The organism is Streptomyces sp. NPDC046876 (genome assembly GCF_040645035.1).
In the GTDB taxonomy this organism is placed as follows: Bacteria; Actinomycetota; Actinomycetes; order Streptomycetales; family Streptomycetaceae; genus Streptomyces.
Map to the genome: position 1 here is coordinate 1 of NZ_JBEYXK010000127.1, position 17,469 is coordinate 17,469.

The window sequence follows — 17,469 nt, forward strand, 5'->3', positions numbered from 1 at the left end:
CGCGCCCCCCCGGGCGGGGGGGCCCCCCGGGGGGGGGCGCGGCCCGCCCCCCTCGCCGCGGGCCCCCCCCGGGGGGCCCCCCCCCCCCGGGCCGGCCGCACGGGACTCCGGCCGAGCCACAAGCCGGTCCCCGGCCCACCGGCGCCATCCGCCCCGCGCCCCCGACCGGCGCCACCGGCCGCCGGCCCATCCCCCGACCGGCGCCACCGGTTCACCGGCCCCACACGGATCCCCCGGGACCCACCCCGCCCCACCCCGACCGCACCACGGGAGCCCCGCCATGCCGCACCCCGCCCAGCCGGCCGCGCCGCCACGCGTCGCGCCTGCGCGGACCGCCCCGTACGTGCTGGTCCGCACCACCGTTGCCGCGCATCCCGCGGAGCCGGCCGAGGCCGCGCGGGTGCGCACGCTGATCGCCCGGCTCGCCGGCCTCGCCGCCCGTGAGGCCGCGTTACGGCCCGCCCTGTGCGACGACCTGTTCGCCTCCCGGGGCGGCCACCCGGAGGAGTTCCACCGCCAGGTGGTGCTCCCGCTGCGCCGCGCCCTGCACAACGGCCGCAGCCCCCGCCCGGCCCTGCTGGCCCGGCTCGGTGACCTGCCCGCCCGCGTGCCGCGGCTCGGCGACTGGCTCGCCCTGCACGAGAGCCGGGCAGCCGTCCTCGCTGGTCTGGCCGAGGCCACCCCGGCCGCGCTGGCCGCCGAGCGCGCCGCGCTCGCGGAACTCTGCCGCTCCCCCGGCTTCGCCCGGGCCGTCGCCCTCACCAGTGCCGACCTGCTGCGCGCCGTGTCCCGGGCGGCCCGGGAGGAGGGCGGGCGCCGCGCCCGCAAGGAGGAGCCCTCGGTGCTGCGGCACGCGCTGAGGGCCAGCACCAAGACCAGCCCGCTGTCCTGGTTCACCGCCGTCGGCTGGTCGGACGGTACGGCCACCACGGCTGCCCGGGCCACGGAGGACACTCCCGCCGCCCCTGACGGGACCGTGCACGACACGGCCGCCGCCGACGAGACCACCCGACCCCGTCCGTCCGTGCCGCTGACCGACCCGGTGCCGCCGGCTGCCACGGTTTCGCCGGTCGGCCCGGTCCCGCCGGTGGGTCAGACGCCCGCCGCGGGCCCGACGCCGGCGGCGGCCCTGGTTCCGCCGGTGAGCGCAGACTCGCCGGTGGGGCCGGTGCCGCCGGCTGCCTCGGGGCCGTCGGCGGACGCCATTTCGCCGACTGGCCCGGTACCGGCGGTGGAGCCGGTACCGCCGTCCGCCTCCGTGCCCTCGGCGGAGGCAGTTTGGCCGGAGGGCCCGCCACCGCTGGCCGGCCCGGTGCCGCCGAGGGGCACGATGCCAGCGGCCGGCCCGGTACCGGAGGTGGAGCCGGTGCCGTCGGCCGCCTCGGGGCCGTCGGCGGACGCCGTTGCGCCGACCGGTACGGCTCCGCTGGTCGGTCCGGGGCCGGCTGGGGGCACGGTTCTGCCGGTGGGGTCGGGGGCGGCCGGGGCCGGGCTGCGGGGTGTCGTGCGGGAGAACCGGGCCCTGGTCGCGGCGCTCTCCGCCGCGCTGCTCGACGAACCGCGGCGCCGCCGCGCGCTGCCGCACCGGCTGACGAGCAGCGCCCGGCCCACCGCCGACGGCCGGGCCCGGTACGTCCGGGACCGGACGGTGTTCGCGGGCGGCCGGTACCTCGTCACCCACGAGGAGGAGCTCGAGCTCGCCGCCCGCCCCGCCCTGGCCTCCCTCACGGGGATCGCTGCCACGCCCGCACCGCTCGACGCACTGGCCGCCCGGCTCGCCCCGGTCCTCGGCCGGCCGGCAGCGGATCCCGAGGTCGGCCGGTTCGTCGGCCGGCTCGCCGACAGCGGACTACTGGTGCCCGTCGAACCCGTGGCCCCGCAGGACCCGGCCCCCTTGCGCGCCCTGGCCCGATGGCTGCGCCAATGGCCAGAGGACACCGGCCTGGCCGACCGGATCGACCGGCTCGCCGCCGACACCGCCCGGTTCGCCCACGCCCGCGCCGAGGCGCGGCCCGGCCTGCTCGACGGCCTCGCGGAGCGCTGGCGCGCCCTGCTGGCCGATGCCGGCCGGCCCGTCCCGGCCGACGCGGCTCCGCTGAACGTCCTGTCCGAGGACGTGGTCGCGGCCGGGCCGGCGCCGGCGGAGCCCGGGGTACGCGGCGACGGCCGCCCGGCAACGGCCTCCGCCGGATCGCTGAGCCGCGCCGACCGGGACGCCCTCGGCGAAGTGGCGGGCCTGGCCGAGCTGTTCGACCTGGGGCACTGGATGCGGCGGGCCGCGCTGGAGCGCTTCGTCGCCCGATACGGGCCCGGCGGGACCTGCCCCGCCGCTTGGGAGTTCGGCGCCGACACCGCCGCCGCGTGGGAGGAGGCCGCACACCTCGCCGGCCGCCCCTCCGGTGATCCCGGTCTCTCGGAGGAGCTCGGTCGACTTGCCCGGCTCCGGGAGGAGTTCGTCCGGCAGGTACGGGCCGGCGCGCCGGCCGGGCCGGCGCAAGAGGTGGTGCTGCCCCGCGACGCCGTGTGCGGGCTCGCCGCGCGACTGCCCGGCTGGACCGCCGCCCGCCCCCTCAGCTACTCCTGGTTCGTCCAGCGCGCCGTGCCGGCCGGCCGGGTGGGCGGCGACGGCGACGGCGACGACGGCGAGGGCGACGGCGACGACCTGCTCTGCGTCAACCACGTCTACGGCGGCTGGGGCCGCTTCACCAGCCGCTTCCTCGACGACCTCCCCCCGGGCGCCGCCGCCGAGGTGGCCCGCGAGATCCGCCGCGGCCTCGGCGACGGCGCCCGCGCCGCGCAGATCCGGCCGGTGGGCGGCTTCAACGCCAACCTCCACCCGCTCCTGACCGGCGAGGAGCTCGGACCCGACCGCTACTGGTCCGCCCTCGCCGAGGCCGACCTGGAGCTGGCCCACGAGCCGGCCTCCGACCAGCTCCGGCTGCGGCTGCGGGCCACCGGCGAGCCCCTCGACGTGCTCTACCTCGGCTTCCTCGCCCCGGTCATGCTCCCGCAGCGCCTCGCGCCGTTCCTCTGCGACCACCCCGGCGGCGTGGTCGACTTCCGGCCGCTGCTGCCCCGCCGCGCCGTGGCCGCCCCCGGCGGCGAGGTGGTCACCACCCCGCGGCTGCGCCACCGGCACCTGGTGCTCGCCCGGCGGCGCTGGCACCTGCCCGAGGGGGTGCTCGCCGCGCTGCGGGCCGAGCTCGCCGCCGACCCAGGCGAGGTTCCGGCCGCTGCCGCGGCCCGCTGGCGGGCGCTGCTGGGCCTGCCCGAGCAGCTGTTCCTCCACCCGGTTCCCGAGCCGCCGGCAGGCCGGGCCGTGGAGGACTTCGTACGCAGCCTGCGCGCACCGAAACCGCAGGCCCTCGACCTGGGCAGCGCCCTGCACCTGCGCTGCCTCGCCGGCTGGCTGGCCCGCCATCCGCGCGGCGTGGTGCTGGAGGAGGCGCTGCCCGTGTTCGGGGGCCGGGGGCAGCGCGCCCGCGCCGTGGAACTGGTCGCCGAGACCTACCGCCCGGCGCGCCCCGCCCCGCCCGTCGACCGCCGAGGAGGCATCCGATGAACGCCCCGGTCACCGCCCCGGCCACCGGCCCGGACCCCGCCGCCCTCGACGTCGTCGTACGGCACTACGAACCGGTCAAGGCGCCCCTGCTGCGCGAGGCGGTGCTGCCGCTCGCCCGGCGGGCAGCAGCGGACGGGCTGACCGTCCACGTCGAACGCCACTGGCTGTACGGGCCGCACCTGAGGCTACGGCTGCGCGGCGCGCCGGGAGCGGTGGCCGCCGCGGCCGAGCGGACCGCCGCCGCGCTGCGCGCCCATGTGGCCGTACACCCCTCGCGGGCCGCGGTCGACGAGCGGGAGCTGCTGGCGCAGGCGGCGTCGGCGGGCCGGGCGGAGCTGGTCCCTCCGCCGTACGGTCCGCTCGTACCGGACAACACGGTGCGGGTGGAGCCGGTGGACCGGAGCTCCCTGGAGGCGCTGATCGGCCCGGACGGGGTGCGGCTGCGCGAAGACCTGCTGGCCCTGGGCCTGCCCGCGCTCGAGGCGGGCACCGCCTTCCTCGGCGGGCGCCAGGACGCCTCCGCGGCCCGGGTCGAGCTCGTGGTGGCGGCCCTTGCCGCCCATGCGGCCGCGCACCCCGCGGGCCTGGTCGGCGGCCACTACTCGTACGTCTCCCACCTGGAGGACTTCCTCCTCCACGACGATCCCGACGGCCGGCTGCGTGCGGCCTTCGAGCGTCGCTGGGAGGCCGCGGGCGAGGGGATCTCCCGGCTGGTCGGCCGGATCGCGGGCCGCGGTGCGGGCGGCGGTGCGGACGGCTGGGAACGGGCCTGGGCCGACTGGTCCGCCGAGGCGTGGCGGACCGCGGAGGAACGGTTCACCGCGGGCGCGGACCTCGGCGGCGACTCCGGGGAGTACCGGGACCGGGCCGCGGCGCTGGGCGACCCGGCCACCGCCGCGCGCTGGGACCGGGACCTGCGGACCGGGTACAGCGACTTCCACCGGCGGCTGCACCGCTCCGATCCGCGGGGCACGATGTTCAGCCGACCCGAGTACGTGGTCCACCGGGCCTGTACGAACGGGCTGTACCGGCTCTTCGCGATCTGCGACGTCCGGCCCGTGGAGCGCTATCTGGCCGCCCACCTGGTGGTGAGGAGCGTGCCGGGTCTCACGGGGCACCGGTGGCAGACGCACCTCGACGAGGTCATCGCCGCCGTGGAGGGGACGCCGTGACCGCCGCCGCCGAGCCGACGCGCCTGCGGCTGCGGCTGCGGCCCGGGGTGGCGGTCACCCCGCTGCGGGCCGGGCTGCACCTGCGCGGCCGGGACGGGAGCGTGACGCTGGAGGGCAGCCGCGCCCTGCCGGCCCTGTGGGAGCTGCTGTCCGAGCGGCTGGGCCACGGGCCGGCGGACGGCGGGGCCGTGTCCGGCCGCCCCCTCGATCCGGCCGACCCGCGGGTCGGGGCCGCGCTCGACGCGCTGACCGCGCAGCTGCGCACGCACGGCCTGCTCACGGAACACCCGGCGGACGCCGGCGAACCCCCCGCCTGGCTGGCCGCGTCCACGCCCCGACCCGGACCCGCGGCGGAGGCCCTGGCCGCCGCCCGCCCGGTGGTCACTGCGGCCGACCCGGAGGGTCCCCTCGCCGCGGCACTGCTGCGCGCCTTGAGCCGTGCCGGGGCCCGCCCCGAGTTCCGGTGCGACCCCGGCCTGCCGCCCGGACGGGCGGTGGCCACGGCCGGGACTCCCCCGGTGGCCGTGGCCGTCGCCCACACCGCCGACGGCGGCTTCGTCACCTCCCCGGCGACACCGGAGCGGGCCCATGCGGATGCCGCTGCTGTGACCGCCTCGATCGCCGCGGCGGGCGCCCTGTCGTCCGGCGTCGCGTCCGACGCCCGCCAGAGCGCCGTGGCCGGTGCCGCGGCGGTACCGGGCGGGTCGGGAGCACCGGACGCGAACACCGCCGTGCGGGCCGGCGCCGGTACCCGCGGCGGGGCGTGCCGCGACTCCGGTCTGCCGCCCGGGCCGGCGGTGGCCGCCGGAACTCCGTACGCGGTCGAAGCGGTGGTCCACACCGTCCACGGCGACCTCGCCACGGCTGCGGACACGCCTGAACCTGAACAGGAACACGTGCACATCGCCGAGATGGCCGCCGCCGCGATCGCCGAGTCGCGCGCCGCGACGGCCGCCGAGCCGCCCCACGCCCCGTCCGCCACCCGGCGAACCGCCGATGCCGCTGCCGCGGCGGGCGCCCTGTCGTCCGGCGTCGCGTCCGACGCCCGCCAGGGCGCCGTTGTCGATGCCGCGGCGGTACCGGTGGCCCCCGCACAGGGCTGCCGCGACTCCGGCCTGCCGCCCGGCCCGGCGGCAGGCGCCGCCGGAACTCCGCCCGCGGCCGTAGCCGCGGTCCGCACCGCCGACGGCGACCTCGTCACGGCCTCGGCCACGCCTGAACAGAACCATGCGCCCATCGCCGATGTGGCCGCTGCCGATGGCGCGCCGCCGACCGCGACGGTGTCGGGCGGGCCTGGGACCCCCGGCGGACCGGGATGGCCGGACATGGTCGCGGTGGCGTACACCGCGGCCTCCGGCGCACCGGGGCAAGCGCATGCCGATGCCGCTGCCCCGTCAGCCGCGGCGGTAGCGGGCGGGACGGGGGTGTCGGCTGCGCTGACCGCCCTGCTGGCCGGCGCCGCTGCGCAGCGGCTGCTGTGTGACGTGGCCGGGCTGCCCGATCCGGCCGAGCCGGAGGACGATCCGCGGCTGCTGCCCGGCCTGCCCGCCGTCCTCATCGCCGAAGCGCGGCCGCCGCAGGCCTCGTACCACCCGTGGCTCGGCGGGCCGGCCGACCCGGCGGGTCCCCCGGTGCCGCCTGCCGCCGATCTGGCGGGGGCCCTGCGCCGTATCGGGGCGCTGGGCGATCCGTACCTGGGGGTGCTCGATGCGCCGCTGCCGGGCGGGCTGCCGCAGCTGCCCGCGGCGCTCGCGGCCTGCCGCACCCCGGCAGGGCCGCTGGTGGCGGGTGCTCCCCGCGCGGACCTGGCCCGCCTCTCCGCGGCGTGCCGCGCGGCCGAACTGCATCTGGCCGACGGGATGTCGGGGCCGGTGGCGGTCGGTGCCGGGCCCGCGCACGCCCTGGGGCGGGCCCTGCGCCGGGCCGCGCTCGCCGCCGAGGACCGTTCCGGTCCCTGGGTCGGGCTGCGCGACGAGGAATGGGCGGGGCATCCGCAGGCCCGCCACTGGTGGACCGTCCTGACCCGGCACATGGCACGTCCGGCGCGTATGGCCGTCCGGCGGTTGGGGGCGGAGGAGGTCTATCTGGCCGTCGTACGGGAGTCCGCGCCGCGGCCCGGTGCGCGCGGCACGGCGGGAGTGACGGCTCGCGCGGTGGAGGCCACGCCCGCCGACGCGGCTGCGCTGGCCGCGCTCGGGGCGGTCACCCGGGCCATGGCCGCCGAGCACGGCCCGGCCGGGGCCGCGCACACCGTGTTCAGCGGGGCCGAGGCCCCGCTCGCCGCGGCGGGGATCAGCCCGGTGGCCTGGGCGGACGAGGGGTGGACCGACCACTGGCTTGCGGGGATCGCGCAGCGGGAGCCGGGGCTGTGCGCGGCTCTGGCGCGGCTGACGGGCCTTCGCGCCGAGCCGTGGCGGCCGGAGGACGCCCGCCCTGCGGCCGGCGCGGGCACCGGCTCCGCCGGGCGGGTCGGGGCGGCGCTGCGCGCCTGCGGCTTCCCCGTCCTGGCCTGGACGGGAGACCCGCGATGAGGGCGACGGCAACGAGAGGAGCAGCGATGGACACCACGGCCCCGGACGGGGCGGCGGCCGACACGACCGCCGCCGACGGCGCGGGGTCGGGGCATCCGGGTGACGGCGGTCCGCCCGTGCTGGATGTGGCGGCGGCGCTGGCCTTCAGGGACGGCGCTGCCGTGGTCCACCTCGGCTCCTGGACCCTGGAGGCGGCGGAGCGGCTCAGCCGGCATGCGCTGGCCCATCCCGTACGGCTCGTGCCGGTCCGGGAGGACGGGGCGTTGACCGTGGTCGGGCCCGTGCTGGAACCCGGGGCGCGGGCCTGCCTGGTGTGCACCGAGTACCAGCGGTTGGCCACCGCGGGCGGCCGGGTGCCGTGGCAGAGTCCCCGGCTGGCGCTCGGAGGCATCGGTACGCCGGCCCTGGCGGACGCGGCCCTGCTGCTCGCGGCCGAGCTGCTGGAGGCCGAACCTGGCGCTGCCGCCGAAGCCGGTGGCGTCGGCGAAGCGGCGCCAGGCGAACCCGGCTCCGCCGGGCACCGGGCTCCGCCCGGACCCGCGCCTCAAACGCCGGCGAGGCCGGAAATGCCGGACCTGGGACGGCCGCATCCGGTCGGCGCGGCCCCCGACACCGGCGGCGCCGCCGAAACCGAACCAGGCAACCCCCGCTCCACCAGCCACCCGGCTCCACCCGGACCCCCGCCTCAAACCCCGACGAGGCCGGAAACGCCGGACCCGGGACGGCCGCATCCGGTCGGCGCGGCCCCCGACACCGGCGGCGTCGCCGAAACCGAACCAGGCAACCCCCGCTCCACCAGCCACCCGGCTCCACCCGGACCCGCGCCTCAAACGCCGGCGAGGCCGGAAATGCCGGACCCGGGACGGCCGCATCCGGTCGGCGCGGCCCCCGACACCGGCGGCGCCGCCGAAACCGAGCCGGGCGGCTCCCGCTCCGCCGGGCGGCCAGGGGCCGTCGGTGCGGAGTCCGGGGTCGAAACGGGCGCCACCGTGCACCTCGTCCAGGGGAACCGGGCCACCTGGTCCACCCACCGCGTCCGCCCGGTCGGCGGGTGCCCGGTGTGCCGGCCGCTGCCGGCGGACTCCGCCGACGCGGCCCGCATCGCGGCCACGCCCCGGCCGCTGCCCGACCCCTCGGTGCTGCGCGGCCCCAACGACCGTACGGCCGAGGACCGGTTGCGGGCCGAGCTGTACGACGAGCGCTTCGGACCGGTGCGCCGCCTCTTCCGCACCGAGGACTCCGCCTTCGCGCTCACCACGGCCTGGGTGACGGACGGCCGCCTCCTCGACGACGGCGGGTACGGGCGCTCCGCGGACTTCGCATCGAGTGAGCGCGTGGCGTTGTTCGAGGCCGTGGAGCGGCTGGCCGGGATGCGGCCGATGGGCCGCCGGAGCGTTCTGCGCGCGTCCTTCGCGCAGTTGGGCCCGGAGGCCGCCGTGGACCCGGTCCGGCTGGGTCTGCCCGATCCGGCCCACCACGGGCACCCCGCGTCCCGTACCGTCCCGTACCACCCGGACCTGGAACTGGAGTGGGTGTACGGCTGGTCGCTCACCGCGGGCCGGGCCCGGGCCGTACCCGAGCACGTGGCGTACTGGGACGTGCCGGAGCAGGGCCCGGACCGCCGCCGGACCCGGGTGGTGTACGAGTCCTCGAATGGCTGCGGGCTCGGCAACAGCCCCCAGGAGGCCGCCCTGTACGGGCTGTTCGAGGTGGCGGAGCGGGACGCCTTCCTGATGGCCTGGTACGCGCGCACGCCGCTGCCCGGTGTCGCGGTGCCCGACGACGACCCGCTGGTGGCCGCCCTGGCCGCGCGCGCCGAGTTGCTGGGGTACCGGCTGACCCTGCTGGACGCCACCAATGACCTCGGCATCCCGGCGGTGGTCGCCCTGTGCCGTTACGGGGGGAACCACCGCGACGCCCCTCGGGCCTTCCTGGCCGCCGGGGCCCACCACGATCCGCGGGCCGCGATCCGCTCGGCGGTGGCGGAGGTCGTCACCAACGTCCAGGACGCCGCGCACCGGCCCGCCGGACCGGGCGGGCCCCGCGACCCGGAGCGGCTGCGGCCCATGCTGGAGCGCCCGGAGCTGGTGGTCGACCTCGACGACCACGTGGGCCTGAACGCGTTGCCGCAGGCGCAGCCACGGCTGGAGTTCCTGTTCGCCGACACGCCGCGAGCCCCGTGGCAGGAGCGGTGGCCGGGCGCGCCCGCCCCGGTGGCCGACCTGACCCGGCTGCTGTCGGAGACGGTGGGGCGGCTGGCCGCGGAGGGGCTGGAGGTGGTCGTGGTGACGCAGGACGAGGCCGACATCCGGGACCGGCTGGGCCTGCACTGCGCCAAGGTGGTCGTGCCCGGCACCCTCCCGATGACGTTCGGGCACGTCAACCGCCGCACGCTCGGGCTGCCGCGGCTGCTGGAGGTGCCCCACCGGCTGGGACGGACCGCCCGCCCGCTCCGCCACGACGAACTCGCCCTGTACCCGCACCCGTTCCCGTGAGGATCCGATGACCGATCTTGCGAACCCCTCCCCGTCCCCGGTCCCACTCCCGTCCTCGGTCCCGTCGACCCCGCTCGCCGCCCCGTCCGCGGCCCCGGCGGGCGGCTGGCAGAGCCTGCACCTGGCGCTGCACACCGGCGGCGCGGACACCGACGCCTTCGTCACCGGCGTGCTCGCGCCGCTGATGGACGCCCGGTACGGGCCGGGGGCCGGTGCCTGGTTCTTCATCCGCCACGGCGAGGGCGGACCCCACCTGCGGATCAGGTTCCGCCGCACCGAGGCCGACGGCGAACCGGCGGCGCACGCCGCGGGGTGCGGGGCGCCGGGCGCCGAATCGGCCGCACTCGCCTCGGAGCTCGGGCCGGCGGCCGCCCGCCTCACCCCCGCCCCCGGCCCCTGGCCCGGCCGGCACGGCGAGGTGCGGGCGGTGCCGTACGAGCCCGAGACCGAGCGCTACGGGGGTCCGGCGGCGCTCCCGCCGGCCGAGGATGTGTTCGTGCACTCCACGCGTACGGCCGTCGCCGCGCTGCGCGCCGTGCCCGGCCGGGCGGACCGGCTGCCGCTCGCCCTGGACCTCGCCCACGCCACCGCGTACGCGCTGGGCCTCGACGAGCTGGCCGCCGCGGGCTGGCTGCGCCGGCACGCGGCGTCCTGGCGCTGGGTGACCGAGGTGCGGCCGCTGCCCGGGGCCGCCGTCCACACCCGCGTCAACACCGTGTTCGCCGGCCAGCGGGAGACCCTCGCACGGCGGGCCCGAGCCGTCCGCGCCGGGCTCGACGACGGCACCGCCGCGTCCTGGCTCGCGGACTGGACCCGGCAGGTGCGCGCCGCCGACGCGCGGATACGGGCCGTCGTTCCCGCCGACCGGCCGGGGGCGCCGGAGCGGCTGGACCGCCGGCTGTGGGTGTGGGCGTCCCAACTCCACATGTTGTTCAACCGGTTGGGTGTGACGCCGGACGAGGAGCGGGCGGTCTGCCGGCTCGCGGGCCGGGCCCTGCTGGAGACCGGGGACGCGGGCGGCTTCTTCGAGGCGGGGGCCGGTGCGGCGGACTACCGGTACCTGGAGCGGAGCAAGTTCCAGATCGGCCGGGCCGAGGACACCGCCGTACGCCACATCGCCCGCCCCGCGGAGCCGGCCGGCCACCGTCCCGACGGCGAACGCCCGCTGCCCGCGGCCCCGTTGCCCGGGCTGCCGCTCGGCGAGGCGCTGCGCCGCCGCCGCTCGGCGCGCGGCGAGCTGCGGGGGCCCCTCACCGCGCAGGAGCTGGGCGGGGTGCTGTGGCACGCCCTCGCGCCGGGCGGCGTGTCCCGGCAGCCGCTCGCCGACGGGACGCAGCGCGTGCTCGGCCACCGCCCGTACCCGAGTGCGGGCGCCCTGTACAGCGTCCGGGTGCGGCTGCTGGCGCTCGCCGTGGCGGGACTGCCCGCGGGCACCTACCACTGCCTGCCGGAGCGGCGGTCCCTGGTACCGCTGGGGCCCGCTCCGGAGCTCGACGCGCTCAAGGCACTGTCCTCGTACCTCTCGCGCCCGGCGGAGGATCCCGACGCGGTCGGGATCGACGAGGCGCCGGCCGTCCTTGCCGTCCACCTGGACCTCGGGCTGCTGCGCCGCCGCTACGGGCTGCGGGCGCTGCGGCTGGGCCTGCTGGAGGCCGGGCACCTGACGCAGACGCTCCAGCTCACGGCGGGTGCGTACGGGCTGGCCACGATCCCGCTCGGCGGCCTGCACGACGACCTGGCGCACGAGCTGCTGGGCCTGGACGACCTCGACGAGCCGGTCCAGTACCTGCTGCCGCTCGGCCGCCCGGGCGGGGCCGACGCGCCGGAGAGCACCTGACGCTACTCGGCGGGCGGCCGGTTCGCCTGGGGCAGGGCCTGCTCCGCCCAGATGATCTTTCCGGTGGCCGTGTAGCGGGTGCCCCACTGGTGGGCCGTCTGCGCCACGATGAACAGGCCGCGGCCGCCCTCGTCGTCGTTGGCGGCGTGCCGCATGTGCGGCGAGGTGTGGCCGCTGTCGGACACCTCGCAGATCAGCGTCTGGTCGCGGATCAGGCGCAACCGGACGGGGCCGTCCCCGGCGTACCGGATGGCGTTGGTGACCAGCTCGCTCACCACGAGTTCCACGGTGAAGACCAGGTCCTCGAGCCCCCACTCGCGCAGCTGCGCGGCCGCCGCGGCCCTCGCCCGGCCCACGGCCTGGAGGTCGCTGCTCACGTCCCACACGGCGACCTGGTGCTCGCCGAGCAGCCGGGTGCGGGCCAGCAGCAGCGCCGCGTCGTCCTCGGTCGGGGCGGGCAGCAGAGTGCCCACCGCCTCGTCGCACAGGTCGTCCAGGGGGCGGTCCGGCCGGCTCAGGACCGCGCTCAGTGCGCCCAGTTGATCGTCGAGGTCGCGGCCGCGGCCCCGTACGAGGCCGTCGGTGAAGAGGGCGAGCAGGCTGCCCGGGGGAAGGGTCATCTCCACGGACTCGAAGGGCAGGCCGCCCAGGCCCAGCGGCGGTCCGGACGGCAGCTCGGGGAAGGTGACCGTGCCCTCGTCCGGGTCGACGACGGCCGGCAGCGGGTGTCCGGCCCGCGCCATCGTGCACGTCCCGGACACGGGGTCGTACGCGGCGTAGAGGCAGGTGACGCCGAGGGCCTCGTCCTCCGAGAGCTCCTCCCCCTCGACGTGGAGCGCGGCGCGCTCGTCGGCGCCCTGGGTGACGAGGTCGTCGAGCCGGGCGAGGAGTTCGTCGGGGGAGAGGTCCATCCGGGCCAGCACGCGCACGCTGGTGCGCAGCCGGCCCATGGTGGCGGCGGCGCCCAGGCCGTGCCCGACCACGTCCCCGACGACCAGTCCCACCCGGGTCCCGGACAGGGCGATGACGTCGAACCAGTCGCCGCCCACCCCGGCCCGGCTGTCGGCGGGGAGGTAGCGGCAGGCGAGCTCCACGGCGGAGAGCTGGGGCAGCAGCCGCGGCAGCAGGCTCCGCTGGAGCACCAGGGCGGCGGCGTGTTCGCGGGCGTAGCGGCGGGCGTTGTCCACGCACACCGCGAGCCGGGCCGCGAGTTCGTCGGCCACGGCCAGCTCGCCGGCGTCGAAGGGCTTGGTGCGGTGGTCCCAGGCGAAGGACACGACGCCCAGGTCGCTCCCCTTGGCGCGGAGCGGTACCGCGAGCAGACCCGGCTCGCGCACCGGGCGGATGGCAGGGGCTGGGGGAACGGCGGGGGCGGCGGGGGCGGCGGAGTGTGTGCCGGGGGGCTCCGCGGGTGGCCATACCCGGACCATCCGGGGGCCGGCCTCGGCGTCCGAGCGGTGCCGATCGCCGTCGGACTCCGTCTCCAGCAGGTCCACCGTGACCCGGTCGGCGAACCACGGGGTGGTCACGGCGGCGAACTCGCGGGCGGTGCGGTCCATGTCGAGGGTCGTACCCACGCTCCTGGCGGCCCGGACCAGCAGGTCCAGGCGCTGCTGGGCGAGGTAGCGCTCGGTGATGTCGAACGTCTCCTCGCACACGCCCAGCGGTGTGCCGGACAGGTCCTCCAGCCGGTAGTACGAGCACGACCAGACGTGGTCGCGGTCGGGAGCGGAGGGCGGCCGGCCCCGGTAGTGCAGCTCGATCACGGGCTCGCCGGTGGCCAGCACCCCGCCCATGACCTCCTCCAGGGTCTCGGGCATGCCGGGAGAGACGATCGCGCCGTGCGTGACCATGTCGTCGGGGCCCACCCCGGCGTACTGGGCGGGCCCCATCTCCTTGTAGAGGGCGGCGTTCGTCCAGACGACGCGCAGCCGGGTGTCGTAGAGGGCCAGGCCGACGGGCGACTGCGTGGCGAGCCCGCGCAGCATCGACTGCAGGGCGTTCCACTGCTCGGTCTCGTCGGCGTCGGCCATGGCGAGCAGGCGTGCGGGGCGCGGCGCGGCGGCGCCGCTCGGGTCGCCCCCGCCGCCCCCGCCGTCCCTGCCGTCCCCGCCGTCCCTGCCGGGCTCCGTGCCGCCGGGGGCCAGGGTGTGGACGGCGATCGCCGCCTTCACGGCGCGCCCGTTCCTGTGGCGCAGCCGGAGCACGCGCCGCAGTCCCGGCTGGAGTTCGGGCGCCGCGGTGCCGGTCACCAGGTCGGCGAACTCCCGGCCCAGCACCTCCGGCGCCGGGTACCCGAGCAGCTCCGCGGCCGCCGGGCTCCAGCCGATCACCCGGCTGTCGCCGTCGAGGACCACCACGGCCACGCGGGACGCGTCGAGGGGGTCCTGGAGCTCACCGAAGCCGGGGATCTCGCCCATGGCGCATCTCGCTCATGACACCTCTTCCCCACTGCGCTGCGAGCGCGTTCGCACGTACGTGGCGCGCGGGCCCGGCGCCGCCGGGGTGCCCACAGCCGGAACGGAGCCGAGGGCGGTGGCGCCGTACGCCCGCCTCGACGCGGGCACGGTCGACGTCCGACGCCCACGGAACCCGTGCGCCGGCGCCCGCGCCAGGTCGCACCGCTCTCCCGGCCACACAGCCAGGATGCCCCTTGCTGCGCGGGGGCCGCATCCGGACGGCCGTCGGGGGGGCCCGGCGGCCCGCGGCCCGGGAACCATGCGTACGGGAACCGTCTCCCTCGGTGTCGCCACAGTGTCGCCCGCCGTGTCGCCCCCGGTGTCGCCGCGGTGTCGCCCGCGGTGGACGGCACCGAGCAGCGACGCGCGGGCGGGCCTTGGCGCTGCGGTGCTCTGCACGGTTCCCTCGCAATGCCGCCGGGGCAGTGCGGCCGACGTGCCGTCAGGGAGAGCCGGTGCCAGGCTGGAAGAGCCGGCTGCGCCTGCTTCGGGCCGCGCGGCCCGGCCTGTCTCCCCCTTCCCCTCCCCCCGGGACTCGTCATGCCCCAACGCCCCACGCGTCGCCTCCACGCCCTGACGGCCGCCGTGGCCGTCGCCGTCCTCGCCGTCCCGCTGACGGCGCCCGGCGCTGCCGCGTCCGGACCGGCCGCGGCGGGCGCCCGGGCCACCGGACGCGCCGCGGCGGCCGAGCTGTCGATCCCCTCCATCGGGGTGTCGGGGCTGCCGGTGGTTCCGTACGGCGGCAGTCCCGATGACGCGGCGGGCACCCTGATCCAGGACCAAGGGGTGGCCGCGAGCCCGCGCGGTCCCGGCGGCGGGGTCGGCCCCGGCGAGGTCGGCAACTACATCGTCACGGGGCACCGCGTCACGGCGGGCGGGCCGCTGCATGCGCTGCCCGCGCTGCGGGAGGGCGCCACCGTGCTGGTGACCGCCGGCGGGGTGACGTACGAGTACACGATCAGCGCCACCCGGACGACCTCCTTCCGGTCCCCGGCCTCGATGGACGCTCAGCGGGCCCCCGTACCCGGCTCGCCCGGCACGGCGCCGACCCGGGCGATGATCACCGTGACCACCTGCCTCACCCCGGAGGACGACGCGGCGGGGAACCACTGGCGCGATGCGCAGAACAACCCCGAACACCGCCTCGACAAGATCGGCGTCCTCACCGGCACCGCCCCCTGACCCTCGCCCGCCCGGCCCGCGCAAAACGCGAGGCGATTCCTGCGGTGAAAAATGATGGAGAGTCACGCGGCATACACACAGGGCTATTCGGCTTTTTGACGCGCCGTCCAACAACGCGATTCCAAGCGTCAAGCTTGCGTAAAGTCCGCGCCTCATCCGAGCTTCGGGATGGCCTGGACCATTCGTTACGCGTCCACCAACTCCGCGTTCGTCAAAAGCAATTGACGGTTCGTCAATTCGCGGAAAAAGATGGTTGAATGGGCGACATCTTCGCGCGTAGAGCATGGGCGTCCACATACCGGTATCTCTCTGGCAAGATTCCGGGCACCCAATCCACTCACGGAATGCGGTGCCGATAGCGCCCGCGGACGACCGGATGGCCGGGGGGCGGCTTCGCCCTTTCCCGGCCCAAGGAGCACGATGCACAAACGACGCATGTCCCGCCGCAAGAAGGCCGTCATAGCCGCCACCACCGCCGCACTCTCCGGTGGTCTCCTGTTCGGCTTCGGGGCCCTCGCCCAGGCCGACACGGTCACCGGCACGGTCATCGGCGGACAGGGGAACCACAGCAGCATCAACCACCGGGTCAAGCCCTCCCTCTCGGCCCGGATCAACGGTTCCTCGAAGGTCGGCGAGAGGATCCAGATGTCCTGCCGGACCACTGGGGACACCGTGGAGAACAACCCGCGGTGGATCTACACCGGTTCGTACTACATCGCCGACGCGTTCATCAGCGAGAACACCACCCGCCTGCCCGTCTGCGGCTCCACCCCGAACCCGGGCCCCGGCCCCGCCACCGCGAAGTCGCTCGGGATCGACATGCAGAAGCAGGTTCGGACCCAGTGGTGCTGGGACGCCTCCGGCGTGACCATCGCCAAGTACTGGGGCAAGAACGTCACCCAGGAGCAGTTCTGCCAACTGGCCGCCCAGAGCGGCTGGGTGGACTGCAACAACCAGCCCGCGACGCTGGAGGACATGGCGGGCGGCCTGGCCCGGACCGGACTGCGCAGCAGCGGCCGCAGCCTCTACCGCAACGCCTCGTTCGCCGAGTCGACGGCCGAGATCGCCGCGGGCCGGCCGTTCGCGGTCCGCTTCGGCTGGCGCAGCGGGGGCGGCCACATGAACGTCATCTACGGCTACGACAGCGCCAGCAACATGATCGCGGTCGGCGACCCGTGGCAGACCACCCAGACCTACACCTGGTGGGACTACTCCACCTACGTGAACAACAACTCGTTCCAGTGGACCCACTCCCGCATCGGCATCCAGGGCTGAGGAGAAGACCGATCATGCAGACCAGGCAGACCATGCGGCGCATGCAGCGCACGGCGGTCCGGGCAGCCGTCCTCGCCACCACCGCCTTCGCGACCGCTCTGTGCGGGAACGTTTCCGCGCACGGCGCGGACGGCGGCGACGGCATCGCGGGGTACCAGTCCGCCCAGCAGACCCTGCGCAGCGACCAGGTCCACAACACCGTCTCCCGCTTCCTCGTCTCGACCCGGCAGCCCGGCAGCGCCGCCGCCGCGGACGGGGGCACCGTAGGCGCCCCCAAGAACGGGAGCGCCCCTGCGGCTCCGGCCGCGCCGCCCCGGTTCGAGCTCAAGGACCCGGTGCCGATGTTCGAGATCAGCCCCGAGTTCGTGTCCGGCAAGACCCAGGCGAGCCCGCAGACCGCACTGCGGCTCTCCTACCTGGCCTCCCGGGTGACGGCCTCCGACGGCCGTCCCGCCGCCGTACTGCTCGCACCCAAGGGCGCCACCGGCACGCCGGCGAGCGGCAGCCCGCAGAGCGCCGGAGCCGAGGGCTGGCAGCTGGCCGGCATCCGCGACGGGGACGCCGATCTCGGCCTCGCCGAGCGCGGCACCCCGCAGGCCCGCACCTTCAACGAGCCGCAGATCCACGCCTGGTACCGGCTCACCGCCGAGGGCATGGTCGAGCCGCTCAACCAGGAGGCGGCCTCGGGCCTCGGCGGGAAGGGCGCCGTCACCCTCGCCGCCTACCAGAAGCTGGTGTCGGCCCGCTACGGCGACAAGCTGCCCGGCTCCGAGTACGACCGCAAGGGCCTCGCCGGCGGGTACCCGGGCCTGGCGGAGGAGCAGCGGGACCAGCCGGCCGCTGCGTCGGCAGCCGCCTCCGCGCCGTCCCCATAAAGCGCAACCTCACAGGCCCGCCCCACCACATCCACCACCCCCCAAGCTTCCCACGCCCCCTCCACACCCAGCCCCGCCGGC

At 77.3% G+C, this 17,469-nt stretch carries 9 protein-coding genes; 8 read left to right on the plus strand and 1 reads right to left on the minus strand.

Features of this window, described 5'->3' with window-relative positions:
* Nucleotides 1–280: 280 nt before the first annotated feature.
* The 5 genes from ABZ924_RS34760 to ABZ924_RS34780 are packed head-to-tail and all read left to right on the plus strand — an operon-like array spanning nucleotide 281 to nucleotide 11,597.
* The gene (locus ABZ924_RS34760; RefSeq protein ID WP_361919067.1) at nucleotides 281–3,562 is read left to right on the plus strand and encodes a lantibiotic dehydratase; all 3,282 of its coding nucleotides are present in this window, start codon (nucleotides 281–283) and stop codon (nucleotides 3,560–3,562) included.
* Complete coding sequence (locus ABZ924_RS34765) at nucleotides 3,559–4,734, plus strand: lantibiotic dehydratase C-terminal domain-containing protein (RefSeq protein ID WP_361919069.1); 1,176 nt, start codon at nucleotides 3,559–3,561, stop codon at nucleotides 4,732–4,734. Before ABZ924_RS34760 ends, ABZ924_RS34765 begins: the two co-directional genes overlap by 4 nt.
* Nucleotides 4,731–7,265: a hypothetical protein gene (locus ABZ924_RS34770; protein WP_361919071.1), complete on the plus strand. Its 2,535-nt coding sequence runs from the start codon at nucleotides 4,731–4,733 to the stop codon at nucleotides 7,263–7,265. The genes ABZ924_RS34765 and ABZ924_RS34770 overlap by 4 nt, the downstream gene beginning before the upstream one ends.
* A gap of 26 nt (nucleotides 7,266–7,291) precedes the next feature.
* Nucleotides 7,292–9,760 carry a TOMM precursor leader peptide-binding protein gene (locus ABZ924_RS34775; protein WP_361919073.1) on the plus strand — a complete coding sequence of 823 codons (2,469 nt, stop codon included), beginning with the start codon at nucleotides 7,292–7,294 and terminating at the stop codon, nucleotides 9,758–9,760.
* Nucleotides 9,761–9,767: 7 nt separating this feature from the next.
* Nucleotides 9,768–11,597, plus strand: coding sequence for a thiopeptide-type bacteriocin biosynthesis protein (locus ABZ924_RS34780; RefSeq protein ID WP_361919075.1), 1,830 nt, complete (start codon nucleotides 9,768–9,770; stop codon nucleotides 11,595–11,597).
* 2 nt (nucleotides 11,598–11,599) lie between these two features.
* Here ABZ924_RS34780 and ABZ924_RS34785 read toward each other — a convergent pair whose 3' ends face one another.
* Nucleotides 11,600–14,017, minus strand: coding sequence for a SpoIIE family protein phosphatase (locus ABZ924_RS34785; RefSeq protein ID WP_361919077.1), 2,418 nt, complete (start codon nucleotides 14,015–14,017; stop codon nucleotides 11,600–11,602).
* Nucleotides 14,018–14,596: 579 nt separating this feature from the next.
* Between ABZ924_RS34785 and ABZ924_RS34790 the strand changes: the two genes are divergently transcribed.
* From ABZ924_RS34790 to ABZ924_RS34800, 3 genes are all read left to right on the plus strand, one after another.
* Nucleotides 14,597–15,238, plus strand: a complete 642-nt coding sequence (locus ABZ924_RS34790) for a sortase (RefSeq protein ID WP_361919079.1) — start codon at nucleotides 14,597–14,599, stop codon at nucleotides 15,236–15,238.
* A gap of 420 nt (nucleotides 15,239–15,658) precedes the next feature.
* Complete coding sequence (locus tag ABZ924_RS34795; RefSeq protein ID WP_361919081.1) at nucleotides 15,659–16,513, plus strand: papain-like cysteine protease family protein; 855 nt, start codon at nucleotides 15,659–15,661, stop codon at nucleotides 16,511–16,513.
* A gap of 14 nt (nucleotides 16,514–16,527) precedes the next feature.
* A complete protein-coding gene (locus ABZ924_RS34800; RefSeq protein ID WP_361919083.1) occupies nucleotides 16,528–17,388 on the plus strand; it encodes a hypothetical protein in 861 nt (286 codons plus the stop codon).
* The last annotated feature ends 81 nt before the right edge of the window (nucleotides 17,389–17,469 follow it).